General features: G+C 73.4%; 15 protein-coding genes. 8 read left to right on the forward strand and 7 right to left on the reverse strand.

Features of this window, described 5'->3' with window-relative positions; translation table 11 throughout:
• Window position 1: 1 nt before the first annotated feature.
• On the reverse strand, window positions 2–805 hold the full coding sequence (locus HHX33_RS07560) for a MinD/ParA family ATP-binding protein (RefSeq protein ID WP_307801657.1): 804 nt from the start codon (window positions 803–805) through the stop codon (window positions 2–4).
• Window position 806: 1 nt separating this feature from the next.
• A complete protein-coding gene (locus HHX33_RS07565) occupies window positions 807–1,490 on the reverse strand; it encodes a hypothetical protein (RefSeq protein ID WP_182873982.1) in 684 nt (227 codons plus the stop codon).
• Window positions 1,491–2,016: 526 nt separating this feature from the next.
• On the opposite strand from HHX33_RS07565, the gene HHX33_RS07570 reads away from it, so the two are divergent.
• Window positions 2,017–6,945: an FtsK/SpoIIIE domain-containing protein gene (locus HHX33_RS07570; RefSeq protein ID WP_182873983.1), complete on the forward strand. Its 4,929-nt coding sequence runs from the start codon at window positions 2,017–2,019 to the stop codon at window positions 6,943–6,945.
• A gap of 201 nt (window positions 6,946–7,146) precedes the next feature.
• Here HHX33_RS07570 and HHX33_RS07575 read toward each other — a convergent pair whose 3' ends face one another.
• The gene (locus HHX33_RS07575) at window positions 7,147–7,419 is read right to left on the reverse strand and encodes a WXG100 family type VII secretion target (RefSeq protein ID WP_111698308.1); all 273 of its coding nucleotides are present in this window, start codon (window positions 7,417–7,419) and stop codon (window positions 7,147–7,149) included.
• A gap of 322 nt (window positions 7,420–7,741) precedes the next feature.
• On the opposite strand from HHX33_RS07575, the gene HHX33_RS07580 reads away from it, so the two are divergent.
• Window positions 7,742–9,505, forward strand: a complete 1,764-nt coding sequence (locus HHX33_RS07580) for a biotin carboxylase N-terminal domain-containing protein (protein WP_182873984.1) — start codon at window positions 7,742–7,744, stop codon at window positions 9,503–9,505.
• Between the two features lie 149 nt (window positions 9,506–9,654).
• Window positions 9,655–11,058 (forward strand): hypothetical protein, encoded by a 1,404-nt coding sequence (locus HHX33_RS07585; RefSeq protein ID WP_182874170.1) that lies wholly within the window; start codon window positions 9,655–9,657, stop codon window positions 11,056–11,058.
• Window positions 11,059–11,156: 98 nt separating this feature from the next.
• Here HHX33_RS07585 and HHX33_RS07590 read toward each other — a convergent pair whose 3' ends face one another.
• Window positions 11,157–12,044 (reverse strand): CDP-diacylglycerol diphosphatase, encoded by an 888-nt coding sequence (locus HHX33_RS07590; RefSeq protein ID WP_182874171.1) that lies wholly within the window; start codon window positions 12,042–12,044, stop codon window positions 11,157–11,159.
• 334 nt (window positions 12,045–12,378) lie between these two features.
• Between HHX33_RS07590 and HHX33_RS07595 the strand changes: the two genes are divergently transcribed.
• Window positions 12,379–13,665: a pentapeptide repeat-containing protein gene (locus HHX33_RS07595; protein WP_182873985.1), complete on the forward strand. Its 1,287-nt coding sequence runs from the start codon at window positions 12,379–12,381 to the stop codon at window positions 13,663–13,665.
• Between the two features lie 28 nt (window positions 13,666–13,693).
• Here HHX33_RS07595 and HHX33_RS07600 read toward each other — a convergent pair whose 3' ends face one another.
• The gene (locus HHX33_RS07600; RefSeq protein ID WP_182873986.1) at window positions 13,694–15,085 is read right to left on the reverse strand and encodes an NAD(P)H-quinone dehydrogenase; all 1,392 of its coding nucleotides are present in this window, start codon (window positions 15,083–15,085) and stop codon (window positions 13,694–13,696) included.
• A gap of 139 nt (window positions 15,086–15,224) precedes the next feature.
• Here HHX33_RS07600 and HHX33_RS07605 point away from each other — a divergent pair, with 139 nt between their 5' ends.
• From HHX33_RS07605 to HHX33_RS07615, 3 genes are all read left to right on the forward strand, one after another.
• The gene (locus HHX33_RS07605) at window positions 15,225–15,677 is read left to right on the forward strand and encodes a gamma-glutamylcyclotransferase (RefSeq protein ID WP_138460432.1); all 453 of its coding nucleotides are present in this window, start codon (window positions 15,225–15,227) and stop codon (window positions 15,675–15,677) included.
• Between the two features lie 83 nt (window positions 15,678–15,760).
• A complete protein-coding gene (locus HHX33_RS07610) occupies window positions 15,761–16,558 on the forward strand; it encodes a purine-nucleoside phosphorylase (protein WP_396784362.1) in 798 nt (265 codons plus the stop codon).
• 9 nt (window positions 16,559–16,567) lie between these two features.
• Window positions 16,568–18,202 (forward strand): phospho-sugar mutase, encoded by a 1,635-nt coding sequence (locus HHX33_RS07615; RefSeq protein WP_182873988.1) that lies wholly within the window; start codon window positions 16,568–16,570, stop codon window positions 18,200–18,202.
• Between the two features lie 164 nt (window positions 18,203–18,366).
• Here the strand turns inward: HHX33_RS07615 and HHX33_RS07620 are convergent, their stop codons facing one another.
• Together HHX33_RS07620 and HHX33_RS07625 are read right to left on the reverse strand one after the other, a co-directional pair.
• A complete protein-coding gene (locus tag HHX33_RS07620; RefSeq protein WP_182873989.1) occupies window positions 18,367–20,757 on the reverse strand; it encodes an ABC transporter permease in 2,391 nt (796 codons plus the stop codon).
• Window positions 20,754–21,488, reverse strand: a complete 735-nt coding sequence (locus tag HHX33_RS07625; RefSeq protein WP_182873990.1) for an ABC transporter ATP-binding protein — start codon at window positions 21,486–21,488, stop codon at window positions 20,754–20,756. The genes HHX33_RS07620 and HHX33_RS07625 overlap by 4 nt, the downstream gene beginning before the upstream one ends.
• Window positions 21,489–21,586: 98 nt before the next feature.
• Between HHX33_RS07625 and HHX33_RS07630 the strand changes: the two genes are divergently transcribed.
• Entirely contained in the window at window positions 21,587–22,195 is a 609-nt protein-coding gene (locus HHX33_RS07630) for a response regulator transcription factor (RefSeq protein WP_182873991.1), read from the forward strand.
• Window positions 22,196–22,218 lie beyond the last annotated feature (23 nt).

The raw sequence follows: 22,218 nt of genomic DNA on the forward strand, positions 1-22,218 counted from the left end.
ATCATGACCGCACCTCCGGGGCCCGTCGCGTGAACCGGCCGCCCGGCTGCCGCCGCGCCGCCTGCGAGTCGTCCTCGCCGCCCGCGAGGTGCGTGGCGAGGCGGGTGGCCAGCTCCCGCGCCGTACGGATCAGCATGCTGCGGTCGAGTTTGCCGCCCCACTGGCCGCGCAGCAGTTCGGCGCCCTTCGGGTCGTGCGCCAGGCCGCCGACGAAGGCGACGTCCCAGCCGGACACGATGCGCCGGATCTCCTCCAGCGACGTGCGGTACGACCGGGGGTCGGCGATGACGACGACGCCGGCCTTGCGGCCGAGCAGCGACAGCCGTTCACGCAGGTGGGCGACATGGTCGAGGCTGGCCCGCGTGAACAGCACCACCAGGTCGGCCTCGGCCATCAGGTCGTTGATAGGGGCGTGCAGCCCGAGGCGGCCGCAGTCGGCGAGCACGTCGGCCTGCGGCAGGGCGGCGAACGCCCGGCCGAGCGGCCCCCACAGCCAGGTGAGGCCCGCCGCCTGCTCGCCGCTGGTCAGCCCGGCCAGCACGTCGAGACCGCCGACGAGCTTCTGCGTGTGCTCGTACACGAGATCGGTGTGGAGCCCGCGCCGCGCGACCGCGCCGAGGCTGAGCAGGCCGCGGCCGGGGTTGAGCACGCTCCCGTCGGCCCCGGGCAGGCGGTAGGCGAGGTCGCCGCCGGACGGGTCGCACTCGGCCAGCAACACCGGGCGGGGCCACACCGCGCCGAGGGCCGTCGCCGCGGTGGTCACACCGGGCGCCCCCTTGTCGGCCGCGAGCACGATCAGCGCCACGTCACTTGACCCCCGGAAGCGAGATGAGGGCGATTTCCCCGCTGGAGGCGTACTGGGCGATGGTCGGCGCGATCGTGGTGTCGACGACGATCGTGACCAGCCCGCCGCCGGACCGTCCGGAGGAGATGCTCCCCACGCGGGCGGCGGTGGTCAGCACCTTCTGCTGGGCGGTGACGGAGCCGCGGCCGGCCGTGGGCACGTAGACCACCTGGACGATCTCGCTCCACCTGAGGTCGCCGGGCATCTGTCCCGCCTTGAGCGAGAGGCCGACCTTGGCCTTGCCCGGCCCGACCTGGTCGCTCGAATTCGAAGTCATCTGCTGGGTGAGCAGCGTGCCCGGCAACAGCGTCACCGCGGCGTACGTCTTGGCCACCTCGTCCTTGTAGCGATAGGCGACGTAGTCGATGCCGGTGTCGGCGATCTGCACCTCTCTGAGGGCCGACGCCGGGATGCGCTGCCCGGCGCCCACCTGCTGGGTGATCTGCACGGCGGAGACGCGGTCGCCGCTGCGCATGACCAGAAGGGTGGTGGCCAGCGCGCCGCCCAGGATGAGGAGGACGGCGAGCGCGGCGAGGGCGGGCTTGCGCTCCCTCGGCGGGACGGGCAGTTTGCGGGAGGCCGGTCCGGACAGGCCGGGCCGGGCCGCCGCGCGAGCGTCCTGCGGCGTCTTCTCGCTGATCCTCATGGGTGGGGGACCCCCAGGATGACGGCGCCCCTTCTGTTTTCGGGCCGCTTGATTGTAATTACGGTCTTACCGTTGCTCCGAATTCACTCCATTATGGCCAGCTCCCGCTGCCATAAGTGGCGCGAAGTGGCGACCCATGCTTATCCGTTAGGAATACGCCTGTCAACGGGAGTCGATCTATCGCCATATCGACACAAGGCTTTACTATCCCGACATTTCGTGATAGTAACTGACCACTTCTTCCCCACTTGTCACATGGTTCACAGGGGCATCTCGGGAAGCACGGCCGGGTCCGCGCCGGGCATCTCTCCCGGTCCGTCACACGTCGCCGGATGACAGACGCTTTTACCTATTCCGGGAAACGCCCAGATGAGCGGCGGGCGCGCGGCTACGGTGTCCCGCGGGAGAGCGCCCGGACCCGAGGCGGCACCGGAGCGGACCTCGGGAAAGATCTTCACGGGACCGCCCCGGGATGAAACGCTTTCCGGAGTTCTCCGCCGCACCACCGCCGTCTGGGAGTCTGCGCATGCGGGTTACGCTCACCGTGGTCACCGAGCACGGCCGCCGGGACGTGCTGGTCGAGGGAGAAGGGACCGCCACGGTCGCCGCCCTCACCGGCGCGCTCACCGCCATGCTGGAGGGCGCGTCCGCCCGGCCCGCCAACGTCGTACGGCTGCCGCGCGCCCGCGCGCCGTACGACATGGACCGGGACCGGCCCGCCAGGCCCGCCGCCGGCCAGGAGACGAGGCTCTGGGTGGACGGCCGGCCGCTCGACCCCGACGCGGTCGTGTTCGGCCTGCTGCGCGACGGCGACCTGGTGGCCCTGGACGGTCACGCCGCGGCCGCCACGGTGACCGAGGAGCCCGGCGGCCCGGCGGAGTTGCGCGTGGTGGGCGGGCCCGGCGCGGGGGTGGTCCACCGGATCGGGCTCGGCGCGCACACGGTCGGCGCCGATCCCGCCTGCGCGATCTCCGTGCCCGACCCCGGGATGCCGCCGGTCGCGCTGGTCGTCAGGCTCGCCCTCGGAACGGCCACCGTGGAGCCCGCAGGACCGGCGTCCGCCCCCGGCGGCGAACCGGTCGCCCGGCTGGAGGGCGAACCGGTCACCGGGGCGGTCGAGTGGCCCGCGGGCGGCATGCTCTCCTGCGGCGGCTCCGTGCTGTCCCTGGGCCCCGTGCGGCCCCCGGACGCCCACCTCGACGCGCTGCAGGACGGCGGGCTCGCCTACAACCGGCCGCCGCGCCTGCAGCGGCCCGAGCGGCAGCGGCGGTTCACGGTCCCGGCCGAGCCGAAGCGGGGCGAGGGCATGCGGCTGCAGTTGCTGGCCGCGATGCTGCCGGCCGTCCTCGGGGTGGTCATGGCCCTCGTCACGCACACGTGGTACTACCTGCTGATCGCGTTCATGACGCCGCTCATCATGATCGGCCAGTGGGTGAGCGACCGCAGGCACGGCAGGAAGAAGCACCGCCAGGCGATCAAGGCGTACCGCGAGCGGATGGCCGCCTTCGAGGCGGAGGTGGCCCGCGCGGTGCGGCAGGACGAGGAGGCCCGCCGCCAGGGCGCTCCCGACCCCGCCGAGGTGCTGCTCACCGCGACCGGGCCGCGCCGCCGCCTCTGGGAGCGCCGCGTGCACGACCAGGACGCGCTGCGGCTGCGGATAGGGCTGGCCGACCTGCCCGCCGACCTGGAGTTCGAGCCGGAGACCGGCACTTCCCCCGACGCGGCCCGGCGGGAGCCGCCCGTCTGCCACGACGTGCCGGTCGCGCTCGTCATGCGCCGCCTCGGCGTCGCGGGCCTGACCGGGCCGCGGGAGGTGGCCCTCGGCTGCGCCCGGTGGCTCGTCGGCCAGGCCGCCGCCCTGCACAGCCCCCGCGACCTGGCCGTCGTGGTGCTGTCGGCCAACGCCGACGGCGCCGAGCAGTGGAGCTGGGTCCGCTGGCTGCCGCACTGCGCCCCGGACGCCGCCCGCGGGGGCGCCCTGTCGTCCGACTGCGCCGCGCTCGTCGGCGCCGACCCCGAGGCCGCCGCGCGCCGTGTCGCCGAACTCACCGCCCTGGTCGCCGAACGCCTCGACAGCGAGAACGGCTCCGGCCCCTACCCGGGGGCGCCACGCGGCGCCCGCCTGTCGGGCGGCCCGGCCGGCTGGGACGACCTGGGGCGCGGAGGCGGGAACCGGTCGGCCGAGCCGGCCTTCACGACCTACGACGAGCGGCCGTTCGACGTGCTCGTCGTGCTCGACGGCGCGCAGGTGCTGCGCGGCCTGCCCGGCATGCCGCAGGTGCTGAGGCAGGGACCCCGGGCAGGGGTCTACACGATCGCGATCGACGACGACGAGCGGCTGCTGCCCGAGGAGTGCGCGACGGTCGTGTCCTGCGACCCCGCCGGTGGCGTACGGCTCCACGGCGGCGGCCTCGACCCGATCACGGGCATCCGCGCCGACCGGGTCTCGCCGTCCTGGGCCGAGCGCCTGGCCCGCGCGCTCGCCCCGCTGCGCGACGTCAGCCGCGAGGACCCCTCGGCCGCCCTGCCCGACGCGGTCCGCCTGCTCGACCTGCTGGACGTCTCGCCCGACCCCGCCGCCCTCGCGGAGCGGCAGGGCCGTACGACCCGGGCCCTGATCGGCGTGGGACCGGAAGGGCCGTTCGAGGTGGACCTGAGCAGGGACGGCCCGCACGCCCTGGTCGCGGGCACGACCGGCGCGGGCAAGTCGGAGCTGCTGCAGACCCTGATCTGCTCGCTCGCCGTGGTCAACCGGCCCGACGAGATGACGTTCGTGCTGATCGACTACAAGGGCGGCGCCGCCTTCAAGGAGTGCGTACGGCTCCCGCACACGGTCGGCATGGTGAGCGACCTCGACGGCCACCTGACCCAGCGGGCCCTGTCGTCGCTGGCCGCCGAGATCCGGCGCAGGGAGCGCCTGCTGCTCGACGCGGGGGCCAAGGACATCGAGGACTACCAGCGGTCGCGCGGGGCCACCTGGGTCCTCGGCAGCGGCGGCGTCCGGCGGACGCGCGGCGGCGGGATCTTCGCCGCGCCGGTGCCGGAGAGCGCCGGCAGCAAGAGGGACCTGCCGCCGCTGCCCCGGCTCGTCCTGATCATCGACGAGTTCGCCGCGCTGGTGGCGGAGCTGCCCGACTTCGTGGACGGCCTGGTCGACATCGCCCGCCGGGGCCGTTCCCTCGGCATCCACCTGATCCTCGCCACCCAGCGGCCGGGCGGCGTGGTCACCGCCGACATCCAGGCCAACACCTCGCTCAGGATCGCGCTGCGGGTGACCGACGCCCGCGAGTCCGGGGACGTCATCGACGTGCCGGACGCCGCGCACATCTCCCGGGCCACGCCGGGCCGCTGTTACGTGCGGGCGGGCTCGGCCACGCCGGTCGCCGTGCAGACGGCCAGGATCGGCGGGCGGACCCCCCATGCCCGGGTCCGCGGCAACGGCGCGGCCGACGGCGGCGCCGAGGACGTGCGGGTGCTCGACCTGCCCTGGCCCGCGCTCGGCCACCCCCTGCCCGCCCCGCCCGCCCAGGCGGGGAGCGGCACCGACCTGGCCCTGCTCGTGGACGCGCTGCTGGAGGCCGGGAACGGGCTCCCTCGCCAGCCCAGTCCCTGGCTGCCGCCCCTTCCGGACCGGGTCGTGCTCGACGTCGAGGCCGCGGCGGCGGGACGGTCGGGGTCGTCCGTGAGGTACGAGGGGGGCGCCGGGGAGACCGGCTCCGGGAGCGACCCGCTCGACGGCGGGGCGCTGGCGGCGGCGCCGCCGTACCGGCCGGGGATCGAGGAGGTGCCGCCGCTGCCGTTCGGCGTGACGGACCTGCCCTGGCGGCAGGGCCGGCGGGCGCTCGCGCTCGACCCGCGCCACGGCGGCCACCTGCTGATCGCGGGCGGCGCGCGCAGCGGCAGGTCCAGCGCGCTGCGGACGATCGCGGGGTCGATCGCGGCCGGCGCCTCCCCCGAGGACGTGCACGTCCACGCCGTCGACTGCGGGTCGGGCGCGCTGCTGCCGCTCGTCGCGCTGCCGCACTGCGGCGCCGTGGTCACGCGCGACCAGATGGACCGGGTGGAGCGCCTGCTGACCCGGCTGCGCGCGGAGGTCGGGCGCCGTCAGCACCTGCTGGCCGAGGCGGGGTACGCCTCGCTCGCCGAGGCGCGGGCCGCCGCCAGGTCCCGGACCGACACCAGGCCGCTGGCGGCCCGGGACCGTTCGGGCGTGGGGGCGCTGCCCTGGATGGTGCTGCTGCTGGACCGCTGGGAGGGATACGTCGCGGCGTTCGAGAACTACGACTACGGGCGGCTGGTCGACGCGTTGCTGCAACTGCTGCGGGAAGGACCGGCCGTGGGGCTGCGCGCCGTGGTCACCGCCGACCGGTCGGGCCTGATCGGGCAGATCTCCACCGTCTTCGACGACCGGCTGGTGCTCCGGCTCGCCGACCCCGCCGACTACGGGCTCGCCGGGCTGCCCGTACGCAACCTGCCGACCTCCATGCCGCCGGGCCGGGCCCTGTCGGTCGGCGACCACGGCCTGGTGGAGAGCCAGGTCGCGCTGCTGGGCGACGACCCCTCCGGCCCCGCGCAGGTGGCGGTCCTGCAGGATCTCGCCCGTACGACCGCGGCCAGGTTCGGGGGCACGACCGGGGGCACGACGAGCGGCGGGACCGGCGGCGGGACGGACGACGGGGAGGCGGGCCGCGCCTGGGTCTGGCCGTCGGAGCCCCCGCTGCGGGTGGACGCCCTGCCGATGCGCATCACGGCGGAGCAGGCGATGGACCTCGCTCCGGCGTTCGAGCCGCCGTCGGCGCTGTGGGCGCTGCTCGGCGCGGGAGGCGACGCGCTCACGCCGCTGGGCGTGGACCTGCAGGGCCAGGGCCCGGCGGCGGTGATCGCCGGACCGCCCCGCTCGGGCAGGTCGTCCACACTGGTCACGGCGGCACGCTCACTGCTCGCCCGGGGCACGCCGGTGCTCGTCGTGACCCCGCGCCGCAGCCCGCTGCGCGACCTCGCCGGGGCGTCCGGAGTGCTCGCCGTGCTGGACGGCAACGCCAGAAGCGTGACCGGGGGCGGCGCCGACGAGTTCGGCGGCCTGCCCGGCGCGCTCGATCCGCTGGCCCTGGTCGCCGGGCACGAGCGTTACGTGGTGGTCGTGGACGACGCGGAACTGATCTCGCCCGACTCGCCGCTCGGGCTGGCCCTGGACGAGATCCTGCGCACCGGCCGGGACGGCGAGCACGGCCTGCTCGTCGCGGGGGCCACCGGCGACCTGGCGACGGCCTACCGGGGCTTCGCGGCCGAGGCGCGCAAGGGCAGGACCGGGCTGCTGCTCAACGTGCAGAGCCCGGCCGACGGGGACCTGTTCACCGTGCGGCTGCCGCGTGGCGCCGTGGGCGGGCCTCCCGGGCGGGGCCTGCTGGTCATCTCGGGCACCGCGACCCCTATCCAGTGCGCCGTCCCCCAGTGACCCCGTGCCGTGCGTGGCCCTGTGCCCGACCCTGTGCCGGACGTCGTGCCGGACGTCGTGCCGGACGTCGCGTGGGCGGCGTCCGGTGGTGTGACGAGGACGGCATTTCGGGTCTTTTCTGGCCCGAAGGCCGTCCTTTTTTCGCGAATCGCCGGGCGCCTCGTCAGCCGAGGCGCCCGGCGAGAGATCGTGCGGATTTCGTCAGCGGGTGGCGGACTCGATGTTGCCGCGGTAGGTGGTGATGACCCGGGAGGCCTCGTTGAGCTCTTCCGCCATTCGCTGGAACGCCGTGCGGTAGCTCTGCCAGGCGTCGTGGAAGCGCTGCGCGCCGGGGCCGGTCCAGGCGGTGCCGACCTTGGCCGCCTCGCGGTCGAGAGCGGCCATCGTGGTGCGAACCTGGTCCGCCTGCTGGCTGAACTGCGCGGCCATGCCCTGCATCTCCGCGGGGTCGCCGCCGAGCAAGCTGTTACTCATTCAGTCACTCCTCCATCGACAAAGGGGCCGCCCTCACCGTAAAACGCATGTCAATCCTGTGAAGACCTTATGCCGAGCGGCTATATCGGAAGGCCAGGAGAATGTGGCTTTTCTGGTAGTTATTCCTCTTGGGCCGGGTCTTGCCAGGAGGCCTGGCGGGAGCCTGTGCGGCCGCGCGCCCTCCGAAGGGGGACGACTCCGGCGCCCCCTGAAAATCCCTGCCCGGCGTAGGTCAGGGGTGCCCCTGGGGCCCCCGGCGACGAGGCGGCACCTCTACACTCCCAGGCAGGGTTCGCGAGCGCTGAAGGGAAGGGACATCCCGGTGCAAAAGGTCCTGATCGCCAATCGTGGCGAAATCGCCGTACGGATCGCCCGGGCGTGCCGGGACGCCGGCCTGGCCAGCGTGGCGGTGTACGCCGACCAGGATCTGGACGCGTTGCACGTGCGGGTGGCCGACGAGGCGCACGCGCTCGGCGGGCAGAGCCCCGCGGAGACGTACCTCGACATCGCCAAGATCCTGGCGGTGGCGGCGAAGACCGGCGCGGACGCCGTCCATCCCGGCTACGGCTTCCTGGCCGAGAACGCGGCCTTCGCCCAGGCCGTGCTCGACGCCGGTCTGATCTGGATCGGCCCGCCGCCCTCGGCGATCGACGCGCTCGGCGACAAGGTCCAGGCCCGGCACATCGCGCAGCGCGTCGGCGCCCCGCTCGTGGCGGGCACCCCCGACCCGGTGTCCGGTGTGGACGAGGTGGTCGAGTTCGCCGGGCGGCACGGCCTGCCGATCGCCATCAAGGCCGCCTTCGGCGGCGGCGGCCGCGGGCTCAAGGTCGCCCGGACGATGGAGGAGATCCCCGACCTCTACGAGTCGGCCGTACGTGAGGCGGTGACCGCCTTCGGGCGCGGCGAGTGCTTCGTCGAGCGCTACCTCGACCGGCCGCGCCACGTCGAGACCCAGTGCCTGGCCGACCGGCACGGCAACGTGGTCGTCGTCAGCACCCGCGACTGCTCGCTCCAGCGCCGTCACCAGAAGCTCGTGGAGGAGGCCCCGGCGCCGTTCCTCACCGACGAGCAGCTCGGCCTCCTCTACTCGTCGTCGAAGGCCATCCTGCGCGAGGCGGGGTACGTCGGCGCCGGCACCTGCGAGTTCCTCGTCGGCCAGGACGGCACGATCTCCTTCCTGGAGGTCAACACCCGTCTCCAGGTCGAGCACCCGGTGACCGAGGAGGTCTCCGGCATCGACCTCGTCCGCGAGATGTTCCGCATCGCCGACGGCGAGCCGCTGGGGTACGACGACCCGGTGCTGCGCGGCCACTCGATCGAGTTCCGGATCAACGCGGAGGACGCGGGCCGCAACTTCCTGCCCGCGCCCGGCACGCTGACCTCGATGCGCGTCCCGTCCGGGCCGGGCGTACGCCTGGACGGCGGCTACGAGACCGGGATGAGCGTCCCGCAGGCGTTCGACTCGCTCGTGGCCAAGCTGATCGTGACCGGGGCCACCCGCCGGCAGGCGCTGGAGCGGGCGCGGCGGGCGCTGGCCGAGTACGAGATCGGCGGCATGCCGACCGTGCTGCCGTTCCACCGGGCCGTGGTGGAGGACCCCGCCTTCGCCGGCGAGCCCTTCTCCGTCCACACCCGGTGGATCGAGACCGAGTTCGTGAACGACATCCCGCCGTACGAGGCGACGGCGGAGGCGTCCGGCGAGCCGGCGGGACGCGAGCGGATCACGGTCGAGGTCGGCGGCAAGCGACTGGAGGTCGTGCTGCCCGCGGGGCTGGGTTCGTCCGGCCTCGGGCCGGACCGGCCCGAGCCCAGGAAGGCGGCGCCCAGGCGGTCCGGCGGGAGCGGCGCGAAGAAGGCCGCGGCGAGCGGCGACGCACTCGTCAGCCCGATGCAGGGCACGATCGTGAAGGTCGTCGTCGCCGACGGGGACACCGTCGAGCCCGGCGACACGGTCATCGTCCTGGAGGCGATGAAGATGGAGCAGCCGCTGACCGCGCACAAGGGCGGCACGGTCACCGGCCTGGCGGCCGCCGTCGGCCAGACGGTCACCGCCGGGACCGCGCTCTGCGAGATCAAGGACGCCTGACCCGGCCCGCGATCACGGCGCGGAGCCGGGTGACGACCGTACGGTGACCGTGCGGTGTGGTGCGGCGATGGGGAACGATAGTTCCCTGTGGAGGAACCATCGCGCCCTGCCGTTCGTCCAGTAGGGCGAAGGAGGCTTAAGCCGTGACCATGAAATCACCGCTCGGACGGGCAGGGGCCGCCCTGGCGGCTCTGTTCGCCGGGCTCTTCATCTCGCTCGCGCTCGCTCCGGCCGCGAACGCGGCGGCTCCGCCGGACCCGGCCACGGTCGTGGCGTCATGGAAGAACAGCAGTAATCCGCTGTTCGTCCAGCCCGGGTCGCCGCTCTCGTCCGACCAGCAGAGCAAGATCCGCAAGGAGCTGGAGGACTCGAAGGCCAAGATCTACATGGTCGCGCTCCCGGACGGCACCGTGACCACGGCCCAGGTGAGCACGTACATCCCGCAGCTGATGACCGAGCTCGACAAGGCCGGGCGGTCGCGGGCGACCGTGGTCCTGCTGGACGGCATGAGCCTGTTCGCCGGCTCCAACGACCTGCCGAAGAACGCCGCGGGAGCGCTGGCCCGGCTGTCCACCAACGCCAACAGCGACGTGGTCAGCGGCATGCAGGACTTCGTCAACCGGGTGAACCTGGTGCACGAGGGTGATGTGAAGGGCGCCCGGGGCACTGGTTCCACCGTCGGTGGTGGAGGCGGCTCGGGCGTGCTCGTCGGCATCCTGGGCGTGGCCGTAGTGGGAGGTGCCGGTTTGTGGATCATCGGACGCCGCAACAAGCGCAAGCGTGAGGAGCGCGAGGCCGCCGAGCTGGCCGCCGTGAAGCAGACGGTCGAGGAGGACGTCACCAAGTTCGGTGAGGAGATCACCGCGCTCGACGTCGACGTCAAGATGCTGCCGCAGGCGGAGACGACGGGCGACTGGCAGCGCGCGCTCGACTCCTACGAGCGGGCCAAGACCGAGCTGGACGGGATCAAGCGGCCCGAGGACCTGCGTACGGTGACCTCGACGCTGGAGGACGGCCGCTACGCGCTGGCGTGCGTCAAGGCGCGGGTGAACAACCAGCCGCCGCCCGAGCGGCTCCCGCCGTGCTTCTTCAACCCCCAGCACGGCCCGTCGGTGCGCAACGTCCGCTGGGCGCCCCCCGGCGGCGCGGTGCGCGACGTCCCCGCCTGCGCGGCCGACGCCGAGGCGGTGGAGCGCGGCTTCGACCCGCAGATGCGCGAGGTCATGGTGAACGGCCACCGCAGGCCCTACTGGGACGCCGGGCCCGCCTACCAGCCCTACGCGTACGGCTACTACGGCGGCTTCGGCGGCGACCTGCTGACCGGCATGCTCGTCGGCACCATGCTCGGCAACGCCTTCGGCGGCTGGGGCTACGGCGGCTACGGCGCCGGCTACGACTCCGGATACGCGGCGGGCGTCGAGTCCGGCGGCGGCAACGACTGGGGCGGCGGCGACTGGGGTGGCGGCGGTGGCGGCGACTTCGGTGGCGGTGGCGACTGGGGCGGCGGCAGCGACTTCGGCGGAGGAGACTTCGGCGGCGGCGGCGACTGGTAACGCCTGACGCGACATCGGACACGACCTCGGAAGGGGGCGGACCACGACGGTCCGCCCCCTTCGTCGTCGGAGACGTCCGGGAAGCGAGCCGTGACGGGTCAGGGATGCATGAGGAGCAACGGGTCGCAGGTGTCGGTCCCCGTCAGGTGGGGGTTGTTCGGGTCGACCAGGCCCTTCTCGCTGTTGACGATGTAGTAGCCCCCGGCGGGCCGAGGGATCACGATCAGCGTCTGGTACTGCATGAGCGACTGGGCCTTGGCGGTCGTCCCGCCGTGGCCCAGAGAAGCGACCAGCATGGCCCTGAGCATGGCGAAGAGGTTGTCGTGGTTGAATCCCGGCCAGATGAGCACCCGGTAGGTGTGCGGGATGATCCCGAGCTTCTCACTGAGACCCCGTACCGCCACGCGCGAGTCCGCCCAGTTCGCCACGGTCCAGGCGGCCAGGTTGTCCTGCGCGGCGAGGTCGTTCCAGGACTCCCGGCGTGCCCGTGCCATATGGATGTGCAACTGGTCGAAATTCCTGATCGCCTTCGAGTTGATCCCCAGCCCCACCGGGGTGGGAACCACGGTGGGAGTCTGGGTGGCGTAGTAGTCGGCGGCGCTCCAATAGTTCGGCGCGCTGCTGCCGCAGATCCAGGAACACTCGATACCGCTGATCCGCTCGGTGGGGACGAGAATGTAGTTGACGTATCCCTTCTTGCTCTTGGCACCGCCCATCACCACGTAGTCGGCGTGGTTCTGCAGGCAGGTGTTGTTGCTGTGGCACTTCTGGCTGCGCTGCCAGAGAGAGTCCGAGTCGGAGGTCTTGCCGCACTCCTTGGGATCGGGCCCCTTCACCAGGCTCGGCGGAGGCACCGCCAGGGCGTGCCCGGCGTCGGCGAGAAGGCCCGCACCCGCCAGCACGCCGGCGCCCGCCAGGCCGGAGAACTGGATGAACCGGCGTCGAGTCAGCTCGCTCGCCTCGTCGCCCGCCCGGTTTTCATGCATTACTACCCCCGATGACCCGCACCTTCACTCGGCCGGGTTGATCCCCGCCGGGCCGGCCGATAAAAGCCCCTGGAACAGCCTTGGATTTCCACGGGAGACATCGGGAAACTGCGGGGCGGCCGAGCGGACGCCCATTAGAATGAACCGTCACGAAATACCATGCGATATAGGGCGAAAACGACAGAAGCGAATATGTGCGCCGATTATCGTGGTATGAACCCGCGTCCCGCCCGGGTCGAAGCGGCCGTGGTCGCCCGTGAGACACCGTCAGCGACTTGCAAGCGGACGTAAAGAGCGCGTGGGAGACTCGGGGCGTTCCCCCAGGAGGCCCCCCTTGCGCCGTTTCGCCCCCCTCTTCGTCGCCGTCCAGGTCCTGTCGCTCGCCTTCCTGCTCGCGGCCCTCTTCCCGTCCCCGGCGGACGCCGCACCCGTTCCGTACGCGGCTGGCGCGACGGCGACGGGTGCGCCGTGCACGCCGGGCAGCGGCGTCAAGCTCCGGGGCAGGGACCTCACCGAGGGCGGCACCCTCCCCGCCAACCTGCGGTGCGCCGACCTCACCGGCGCCAAGCTCGACGGGGTGGATCTCACCGCCAAGGACCTGACCGGAGCCGTCCTCCGCAAGGCGTCGCTGAAGGAGGCCGACCTCGGCCAGGTCCATCTCGACTACGCCGACCTGCGCGGGGCCGACCTGTCCGACGCGGACCTCGGTCAGTTGCGGGCGAGGAAGGCGGACCTGCGCGGGGCGATCCTCACCGACGCGGACGCCGTCCAGGCCGAGTTCCCGCACGCCGACCTGACCGGCGCCGTCCTCACCCGGGCCGTGCTCACGCAGGCCGACCTCACCGACGCCACGCTCGTGGACGCGGACCTCAGAGACGTGACGCTCGGCCAGGCCAAGGCCCGCAAGGCCGACCTCACCCGGGCCAAGGCCGGCGGGGCCAAGCTCGGCCAGGCCCACCTGGAGCACGCCGTGCTCAGGAACGCGGACCTGTCGGAGGCGGAGTTCACCCAGGCCGAGCTGGACGGCGCCGACTTCCGGGGAGCCGACGTCGGCAGGGCGTCCTTCATCCAGGCGAGCGACGTGAACCTCACCGGCGCCCGCGGCACGCCCGTGAACCTGCCGGACGACGCCGTGGCGCCCGGCCGGACCGGCGATGCGGAAGAGGACGCCCAAGTCGGCGTGGACGACGTCGTACGCGACGACACCGGCGACGATCCCACCGTGCGCCCGGGCGGCACGCGGGGCCCGTCACCGGCGGTGATCCTGGTCGTCGTGAGCGGGCTCGGGCTGATCCTGACGCTGGGCATGTGGGGCGTCGCGCACCGGCGCAGGCAGCGCTTCGCGGCGGAGATGGCGGTGGTCAGGCACGCGGCCGAGGAGGACGTGACCCGCTTCGGCGAGGAGATCGACGCCCTCGACTTCGAGATGAAGATCAACCAGATCAGCGGCCCGTCGCAGGAGTGGCGGGCGGCACTGGACGCCTACGAGGCGGCCAAGCAGGCGCTCGGCCTCGCCCGCACGCCGTACGAGCTGCGGGCGGCGGGCGTGACCGTGGCGCGGGGAAGGGAGGCCCTGCGGCAGGTGCGGTCCCGGCTGCCCCACACGGGCGGAAGCCACTGAGCCTCGACGCGCTCAGACGCCGGACCGGTCAGATGCCGGCGGTCAGGGGCGACATGAGGCGGCGGGCCGCCTCGGTGATCGAGCCGGACAGCGACGGATAGACGGCGAACGTGTGGGCGAGCTGGTCCACGGTCAGGCGGTGCTGCACGGCCACCGACACCGCGAGGATCAGCTCCGAGGCGCGCGGGGCGACCACGACGCCGCCGAGCACGATGCCGGTGTTGGGCCGGCAGAACAGCTTGACGAAACCGTCGTTGAAGCCCTGCATCTTGGCCCGGGCGTTGGTGGCGAGCGGCAGCTTGACCACGTTCGCCTCGATCTCGCCTGACTCGATCTGCCGCTGCGAGATACCCACCGCGGCGATCTCGGGGTCGGTGAAGATGTTCGCGGCGACCGTGGCCAGCCGGATCGGCTGCACGGCCTCGCCGAGCGCGTGCCAGACCGCGATCCTGCCCTGCATGGCGGCGACCGAGGCGAGCATCAGGACGCCCGTGCAGTCCCCCGCGGCGTACACGCCCGGGGCGGAGGTCCTGGAGACCTTGTCGACCTCGATGAAGCCGCCCCGGTCGAGCCGCACGCCGTTGTCCTCCAGCCCGAGCCCGGAGGTGTTGGGCACCATGCCGACGGTCATCAGACAGTGGGTGCCCTCGGCCGTGCGGCCGTCCTCCAGCGTGACGACGACCCCGTGCTCGGTGCGCTTGACGGAGGCGGCCCGCGAACGGCCCATGACGTTCATGCCGCGCCGCCGGTAGACCTCTTCGAGCACCTCGGCCGCGTCGGCGTCCTCGTTGGGCATCATCCGGTCGCGGGAGGAGACCAGCGTGACCTCCGACCCCAGCGACTGGTAGGCGCCGGCGAACTCCGCGCCGGTGACGCCGGAGCCGACCACGATCAGGTGCCCCGGCAGCTCCTCCAGGTCGTAGAGCTGCCGCCAGCTGAGGATGCGCTCGCCATCCGGCTCCGCCCCGGGCAGCACCCGGGGGTGGGCGCCGGTGGCCACGATGACCACGTCGGCCCGGATCGTACGGTCGCCCGCGCGGACCACCTGGGGATCGACCAGCCGGCCGCGGGCGCGGATGACCTCGACGCCCTCGGCGGCCAGCCGGGCGGCGATGTCGCCGGACTGCGCCAGCGCCAGTTCCTTGACGCGCTTGTTCACGTTGATCATGTCCACGGCGACGCCGCCCGCGTCACCGTCGAGGCCGCCGTCGAAGCGGACCCCCACGGAGGCCGCGTCGAGGAGCGCCTGCTTGCGGGCGGAGGTGGCGATCAGGGTCTTGGACGGCACGCAGTCGGTGAGAACGCACGCCCCGCCGGGCCCTTCCTCCTCCACCACGGTGACCCGCGCCCCCAGTTGCGCGGCGACCAGGGCCGCCTCGTATCCGCCGGGGCCGCCACCGATGATCACGATCCTTGTCACATGCTCCATTGTCCCGCATCCTGGCTACGTATTCCCGGCGAGGGCCGCGTAACGGGTCAACTACTCGTATTTCTCTCGCCACACCCCATGCGCGCGCTACCCGTCCAACTTCGGCGATCTTGGATTAGGCTTGGGTGCCGTGCCTGTTTACGCGGCCTACGGCAGCAACATGGACCCCAAGCAGATGGCGGAGTGGGCGCCCCACTCGCCCATGCGAGGAACGGGGTGGCTCCCGGGCTGGCGGCTCACCTTCGGCGGCGAGGACGTCAGCTGGGAGGGCGCTCTCGCCACGATAGTCGAGGATGCCGACGAGCAGGTATTCGTGGTCCTGTACGACGTGCCGGAGTGGGACGAGCCGTCCCTCGACCGGTGGACGGGCACCGACCTCGGCCTCTACCGCAAGGTGCGGCTCCGCGTCGCGACCCTGGAGGGCGACGTGCTCGCCTGGTCGCACGTGCTCGACTCCTACGAGGGCGGCCTGCCCTCGGCGCGCTACATCGGCATCCTCGCCGACGCCGCGGAGAAGGCGGGGGCTCCCGACGACTACGTCACGGGGCTGCGCAACCGCCCCTGCAAGTCCCTCGGCGACTGACTCCGTCCGCGGCGGCGACCCGAGCGACAGAACGGCAGGTGGAGCCGCCGGACTCCGTCATGCCCTTCTGTACGCTCAGCAAAGTGACCCCTTATGACCTGGCGGCCGAAGCCGCGACCACGTTGAGGAACCTCACCGGCATCCCCTCCTTCGACGCCGCCCTCGTCATGGGCTCGGGATGGGTGCCGGCCGCGGACGCGATCGGCGAGACGGTCGCCGAACTCCCGGTGACGAAGCTGCCCGGGTTCACCCCGCCTGCGGTCGCCGGGCACGCCGGCACGGTACGCGCGGTGCGGACGGCGGCCGGGCTCAACGGGCTGATCTTCCTGGGGCGCACGCACCTGTACGAGGGGCGCGGCGTGGACCCGGTGGTGCACGGCGTCCGTACGGCCGTCGCGGCCGGGGTGCGCACGGTCGTGCTGACCAACGCGGCGGGCGGGCTGCGCCCGGAGACCCAGAAGGTCGGCGACCCCGTGCTCATCGCCGACCACATCAACCTGACCGGGAGCAACCCTCTCGTCGGCGCGACGTTCGTGGACCTGACCGAGGTGTACTCCAGGCGGCTGCGGGACCTCGCCCGCGAGGTGGACCCCTCACTGGCCGAGGGCGTGTACGTGGCCTTCCGCGGCCCGACGTACGAGACGCCCGCGGAGATCCGCATGCTGCGCACGCTCGGCGGCGACCTGGTGGGCATGTCGACCGTGCTGGAGGCGATCGCCGCCCGGGAGGCCGGGGCCGAGGTGCTCGGGATCTCCCTGGTCACCAACCCCGGCGCGGGCCTGGCGGACGAGCCGCTCAACCACGAGGAGGTCCTGGAGGTCGGCCGCGTCACCGCCGCCCGGATGGGCGTCCTGCTCGCCCAGGTCGTCGACAAGCTGTAGGGAGCACCCGTGACCGATCTCGTACGGCTCGCCCGCGAATGGCGTGACCAGGACCCCGACCCCGACACGCGGGCGGAACTCGACGCGATCCTGGACCGGCAGGATCTCGACGCGCTGGAGGACCGCTTCGGCGCCAAGCTGGAGTTCGGCACGGCGGGCCTGCGCGGCGCGCTGGGAGCCGGACCGAACAGGATGAACCGGGTGACCGTGATGCGGGCCGCCGCCGGGCTGGCCCGCGTGCTCGGACCGGGACGCCACGTCGTGATCGGCTACGACGGGCGGCACAAGTCCGACGTGTTCGCCGCCGACACGGCCCGCGTGCTGACGGGCGCCGGGCTGCGCGCGTCGGTCATGGCCGGGAGGTGGCCGACGCCGGTGCTGGCGTTCGCCGTCCGCCACCTCGGCGCGGACGCGGGCGTGATGGTCACCGCCTCGCACAACCCTCCCCAGGACAACGGTTACAAGGTCTACTGGGGCGACGGCGCGCAGATCGTCCCGCCGATCGACCAGGACATCTCGGCCGCCATCGACGCGACCGGCCCGGTGGACGCCCTCCCGCTGGGCGACGCCTGGACGACCCTCGGCCACGACGACATCGTCACGCCGTACCTGCGGGCGCTGACGGCGCTGCCGCTGGGCGACGCCCGCGCGATCTCGGTCGCGTACACCCCGCTGCACGGCGTCGGCGGCGCGACCGTGTCCGAGGCGTTCCGCGCGGCGGGCTTCGAGGTGCCGGTCATGGTCGGCCGGCAGGCCATGCCCGACCCGAACTTCCCCACCGTGGCGTTCCCGAACCCGGAGGAGCCGGGCGCGATGGACCTCGCGCTCGAACTCGCCGCCGCCACCCGCGCCGACCTCGTCCTGGCGAACGACCCGGACGCCGACCGGTGCGCGGTCGGCACGCCGCTGCCCGGCGGCGGCTACCGGATGCTGACCGGCGACGAGGTGGGCGGGCTGCTCGCCGAGCACGTGCTGCGCCACACCTCGGGCGGCGACCGGCTGGTCGCCACGTCGATCGTGTCGTCCTCGCTGCTCGCGAAGATCGCCGCCGATCACGGCGTGCGGCACGCCGAGACGCTGACGGGCTTCAAGTGGATCATGAAGTCCGGGCCGGGGCTCGTCTTCGGGTACGAGGAGGCGCTGGGCTACAGCGTCGGGTCGGACACGGGCCTGCCGGTCCACGACAAGGACGGCGTCGGGGCCGCGCTCGCCGTCGCCGGGATGGCCGCCGCGGCCAGGCGGGAGGGCCGCTCGCTGCTCGACCTGCTGGACGACCAGGCCCGCCGGTACGGCCTGCACGCGACCACCCAGCTGTCGGTCCGGGTCGAGGACCTGTCCCTGATCGCGAAGGCGATGGAGCGCCTGCGGGCCAATCCTCCGGCGCGGCTGGCGGGCCGGGCGGTGGAGTCGGCCGAGGACCTGTCGCGAGGGGTGGCCGGGCTGCCGCCGACCGACGGCCTGCGCTACCGCCTCTCCGGCGACGCCCGGGTCATCGTCCGGCCCAGCGGCACCGAGCCCAAGCTCAAGTGCTACCTGGAGGTCGTCGTGCCGGTCGGAGACGAGGACGTCGCGGAGGCGAGGGCACGGGCCGCCGCGGACCTGGAGGCACTGAGACAGGACCTCGCCACCGCCCTGGCCCTCTGAAAGGCTCCGCGCCACTCGCGTCCCGGGCCGGCCGCGCACCGGTGACCGGCCGCGCGGGTTCCGCACGAGCACGTTGGACGGCCCAGGCCCCTGCGACGTGACCCCCACCGGCGCCTCCGCCGGTGGGGCCGGTAGGCGCAGGGGCCGGGGGTTGAACGGCCCGGCTACTGGCGGGCGCCGATGGCCTCGGCCGGGCGGGCGCGCAGGGCGAGACGCGCGGGGAGGCTCGTGGCGACCAGGGCGAGCGCGGCCACGGCGGCGATCACCAGCGCGTAGCCGGCCGGAGGGACGTGCGGCAGGGCCGACCCGGTCATCCCCCTGCTGAAGGCCGACAGCGTGACCAGCGCGATGCCGGTCCCGGCGAGCACCGAGACGACCAGCGCGGTCAGGGTCTCCAGGCGGAGCATGCGCAGCACCTGCCGCCGCGTCGCGCCGACCAGACGGAGCAGGGCCAGCTCCCGCGACCGGTCCATGGTGGACATGGCCAGCGTGTTGACCACGGCGATCGCGCCGAACGCGATGATCAGGCCCATGGCCACGTAGTCGACCTCGGCGTTCGGCGCCCGCGTCCCGGTCCCCTCCGCCGGCGACACCACCGGCGCCACGGCCGCCAGGGCCTCACGCCGGACCGAGGGCGCCTCGACGAGCAGGGTGCCCGAGGGATCGTCGACATGGCCGGCCACCAGCGCGTACGGGAGGGTCAGGTCGCCGAACCCGAGGCCGCGCGAGTAGATCGCCACGACCTTCAGCTCCGCCGGGGTGCCGTCGCCCAGGGTGAGCCTGACCGTCTCGCCGGTCGACAGCCCGAGCCTGGAAGCCGCCGACTCGCTCAGCGCGGCCGACCGGGCGCCGAATCCGTCGAGCGAGCCGGACACGACTCCCAGGTCCACGGCCTGACCGATCGGCCGCTCGCCACCGTCGACGCCCTGCGCGCCGTACCTGTCCAGCCCGACGCGCACGGAGGTGCGCACCACCGAGGCGACGGCCGTCACGCCCGGCACGCGGCGCATCGCGTCCGCCGTCACGCCGCTCACCGTGTAGTCGGCGTGGGCACCGGCGGCGGCCTGTGTGGCCGAGGCGTGTCCCATCGTGGTCTGGGTGAACAGGATGGTGCAGGTCAAGGCCACCAGAAGGGTGAGCGGCGCCATCACGGAGGCCATCCGTCCCGGGTCCGTCCGCAGGTTGCGCGCCGCCAGGTGTCCGGCGCGCGAGGCGCGCAGCGCGACGCCGAGCAGGGCGCTCGCGGCGCGGGCGAGCACCGGCCCGAGCAGGGTGACGGCCGTCGTCCAGACGAGTGCGGTCAGCATCGTCACGGGGCTCGACGCCGCCTCGGTCTCCAGTCCCGACAGCACCAGCGTCAGCGCGATCCCGCCGGCGACGCACAGGACGCCCGCGACCGACCGGCCGAGGGGCAGGCCGCCCCCGCCCATGGCGGCCTCGCCGAGCGCCTCGACGGGACGGATCCGCGCGATCCGGCGGACCGACAGGCGGGTCGCGGCCCAGGCCGCCACCACGGCGGCGAGCAGGGCGGCCGCCGCCGGGAACGGGCTGATGATCAGACGCAGGTTCTCCGGCATGGCGCCCAGTTCGACGAACCGGCCGCGCAGCCAGAACCCGAGACCGGCACCGGCCGCCGATCCGACGACGCCGGCGACCAGGCCGACCAGCAGCGCCTCGCCGCCCAGCAGCCTGCGTACCTGCCCGGGCGTGGCGGCGACCGCGCGGAGGAGGGCGATCTCGCGCCGTCGCTGCCGGACCGCGAGGGCGGAGGTGCCGGTCACGACGAGGATCGCCACCAGCAGGGACGTGCCGCCGAGGGCGCCGCCCAGGCTGATCAGCCGCACCCGCGCCTGCTCCGCGTCGAGGAACTCCACGGTGCCGCGCCCGTCCCCGGTGTAGGCCACGAGACGGTCGGTCAGCACCGGCGAGACATCCACGTGGGGGAACACGCCGATCGCGGTCACCAGCCCCGGGCGCCCGGCCAGCCGGCGCGCCTCGGCCGTCGAGAAGAACACCGTTTCCTGGCTCGGCAGGGCCTGCGCCGTGACCCCCACGACCCGGTACGCCTCGCCTCGGACATGGAGAGCAGCGCCGACGGACAGACCGGAGCGGGCGTCCACGACCACCTCGCGGTTCTCACGCGGCGGGCGTCCCCGCGCGACGGTGAACGGCGTGAGCCCCGCCGACTCCCACCCGTGCCCGAGAGCGTGCCCGTTCACGGGGAACGTCACCTCGGTCAGCACCTCGGAGACGCCCGGCAGGCCGCGCAGCCGCGCGGCCGTCGCCTCGGGGATCCAGACCCGCTCCGACAGCGGCTTGGCCTTCGTCTTGACCTTCCCGGAGGACGCGGCCACGGTCTCGTGGACGTTCTGGTCACCCGCGACGATCAGCGGCGCGCCCGCGTAGCGCTCCGGCGCGACCCCGCCCCGCAGGCCGGTCTCCAGCAGCATCAGGCACGCGCAGACCAGCGCGGCGGCGCACACCAGCGCCACGAACGCCCCCGCGAACGCCGCCCCGCGGTGCCGCAGGGTCTTCAGTGCGAGTCCGGTGATCATGCCGCGTACGCCCCCAGCCTCGTCATGCGCTCGGCGACCTTCTCGGAGCTCGGCGCGGTCATCGCGTCCACGATCCGGCCGTCGGCGAGGAACAGGACGGTGTCGGCGTAGGAGGCCGCCACCGGGTCGTGGGTGACCATCACCACGGTCTGACCGAGGCCGTCCACCACCTCCCGCAGCAGCCGGAGCACGTCACGGGCCGTCATCGTGTCGAGCGCGCCGGTCGGCTCGTCGCCGAAGACCACCTGCGGCCGGGTCACCAGCGCCCTGGCGATGGCCACCCGCTGCTGCTGACCGCCGGACAGCTGGGCGGGGCGCTGCCCGGTCCGGCCCGCCAGCCCCACCCGCCCGACGATCTCCTCAAGCCAGGCCCGGTCGGCCCGCACCCCGGCCAGCCGCATCGGGAGCGTGATGTTCTCCAGCACGGTCAGGGACGAGACCAGGTTGAACGCCTGGAACACGAAGCCGATCCGCTGCCTGCGCAGCTCCGTCAACCGGGTCTCGTCCATGCCGGACAGCTCCGTGCCGCCCAGCCGCACCGAGCCGGAGGAGGGCGTGTCCAGCCCCGCCGCGCAGTGCAGGAACGTGCTCTTGCCCGAACCCGACGGTCCCATCACGGCGGTGAAGCTCCCGCCGGGGATGGTCACCGAGACCTCACGCAGGGCCGCCACCGCGCCCTGTCCCTTCCCGTACACCTTGCTGACCGCGTCAAGGCGGAGCACCTCTGTCATGTGCTCAAGCCTGCTGATCAGCGGTCACGCGTCCCAGAGACGGCCTCACCTCCTGCCCATGACCTCATCATGATCCGGACACTGGTAGACATATCCGCGTGATTCGCGTACTCCTTGCCGAGGACCAGCACGTCATCAGGAGCGCCCTCGCCGCCCTGCTCGGGCTGGAGGAGGACCTGGAGATCGTCGCGACCGTGGAGTCCGGGGAGGCGGCCCTGGCCGCCGCGCTGGTCCACCGACCCGACGTCGCCGTCCTCGACATCGACATGCCCGGCAGGCTGGACGGCCTGGCGGCCGCGGCCGAGCTCCGCACGCGCCTGCCCGCCTGCCGCGCTCTGATGCTGACGGCGTACGGCAAGCCGGGACACCTGCGCCGTGCCCTCGGCTCGGGTGTCGCCGGATTCGTGCTGAAGACGGCGCCGCCGGACGAACTGGTGGCCGCCATCCGCAAGGTCGCGGCCGGGGAACGGGTGCTCGACCCCTCGCTCGCGGTCACCGCCTGGGACCTGGCGGACAACCCGCTCACCCCACGCGAGGCCGACGTGCTCCGCCTGGCCGCCGCCGGCGCGGACGCCACGGACATCGCCGCGCGGCTCCACCTGGCCGCGGGCACGGTGCGCAACTACCTCACCGTGATCGTGACCAAGCTCAACGCGCGTAACCGGACCGACGCCGTGCGCATCGCCACCGAAGCCGGCTGGATCTAGCGGCCGGCTCGACCCACTGACTT

The sequence above is a fragment of the Microbispora sp. H10670 genome (assembly GCF_014161385.1).
Taxonomy (GTDB): domain Bacteria; phylum Actinomycetota; class Actinomycetes; order Streptosporangiales; family Streptosporangiaceae; genus Microbispora; species Microbispora triticiradicis.

Bases quoted from the DNA above. Each gene is read 5' to 3' on its own strand.
- HHX33_RS07570 (WP_182873983.1), top strand. From the start codon at position 2,017: ATGCGGGTTACGCTCACCGTGGTCACCGAGCACGGCCGCCGGGACGTG.
- HHX33_RS07575 (WP_111698308.1), bottom strand. From the start codon at position 7,419: ATGAGTAACAGCTTGCTCGGCGGCGACCCCGCGGAGATGCAGGGCATG.
- HHX33_RS07585 (WP_182874170.1), top strand. From the start codon at position 9,655: ATGAAATCACCGCTCGGACGGGCAGGGGCCGCCCTGGCGGCTCTGTTC.
- HHX33_RS07590 (WP_182874171.1), bottom strand. From the start codon at position 12,044: ATGCATGAAAACCGGGCGGGCGACGAGGCGAGCGAGCTGACTCGACGC.
- HHX33_RS07620 (WP_182873989.1), bottom strand. From the start codon at position 20,757: ATGATCACCGGACTCGCACTGAAGACCCTGCGGCACCGCGGGGCGGCG.
- HHX33_RS07625 (WP_182873990.1), bottom strand. From the start codon at position 21,488: ATGACAGAGGTGCTCCGCCTTGACGCGGTCAGCAAGGTGTACGGGAAG.
- HHX33_RS07565 (WP_182873982.1), bottom strand. From the start codon at position 1,490: ATGAGGATCAGCGAGAAGACGCCGCAGGACGCTCGCGCGGCGGCCCGG.